The sequence below is a fragment of the Desulfoluna butyratoxydans genome, assembly GCF_900699765.1.
GTDB lineage: Bacteria > Desulfobacterota > Desulfobacteria > Desulfobacterales > Desulfolunaceae > Desulfoluna > Desulfoluna butyratoxydans.
In genome coordinates, this window is the sequence record NZ_CAADHO010000032.1 from 1 (window position 1) to 816 (window position 816).

Sequence of the window (816 nt, forward strand, 5' to 3'; positions counted from 1 at the left end):
GGGCGGCGGGGTTGTCTTCGGATGAGTCGATCCAGCGGGTGAGCTGTTGGGCTGCTGGCTGGTATTCGACCTTGAGTTTGTCGTCACGGGTTGCACGAATTTGCATTGCCGAATTTTCCAAGCACCTGGCTTCAGCCATCTCTTTCGTAATGATTTTGGAGTAATCGATATTCATGGCAGAGGTACCTCCCCATCATTTGTTATGGTTATTGCCTGGGGAAATGCTTGTGCATAGGAAGGATCTGGACCATGTGGACAAAGGATTGTGAGTTCAATTTCGCCGTTTTTACGAGTGACATCGCCCAAAATAATATTTGAATCTATTGCTTCATCAGGCAGTACAGCATCATCCGGTATTAGCCCGAAATCGAATGACTCTCCATTTATCGTTAGGGCATCACCTAACTTCACAATCTTCAGTTCTTTGTCACTCCGGATAGGAGACAGATTGATAATCATTCAAACCACCTCCCTATTACAACGGCATTCAGTTCGTAGTCTGGATTCCCACTATTTATCCGGTACATCATGACTGAAGGTGCACCTAAATATGCGCCATTAACACTCATTTCCTGACCCGAAATTACGCCCCCTGCCCCTCCTGTGAATGTCAATATGACAGATGCTGGCGTGAGGGGCGGCTGTACAAACTCGGCGGGAACTGTTTTTGTTAAGTATTGCCACGGTGTATTTGATGGTGACACTCTCAGCCAACATATTTGCGTTCCATCGGCCCACCTCACATATTCACCGTTTACGTTACGTCCTCTCTCAATTATTGCCCCCCCTGCTTCAGAAAGGACACCCACAACCCCA

The 816-nt window shown here is 47.4% G+C and carries 2 protein-coding genes; both read right to left on the bottom strand.

The window, feature by feature from the left end; genetic code table 11:
• Positions 1 to 171: 171 nt before the first annotated feature.
• The gene (locus MSL71_RS26325) at positions 172 to 459 is read right to left on the bottom strand and encodes a hypothetical protein (RefSeq protein ID WP_180147516.1); all 288 of its coding nucleotides are present in this window, start codon (positions 457 to 459) and stop codon (positions 172 to 174) included.
• The coding region (locus MSL71_RS26330) for a hypothetical protein (protein ID WP_218951150.1) at positions 456 to 816 on the bottom strand (361 nt) is incomplete at its 5' end. The genes MSL71_RS26325 and MSL71_RS26330, both read right to left, overlap by 4 nt.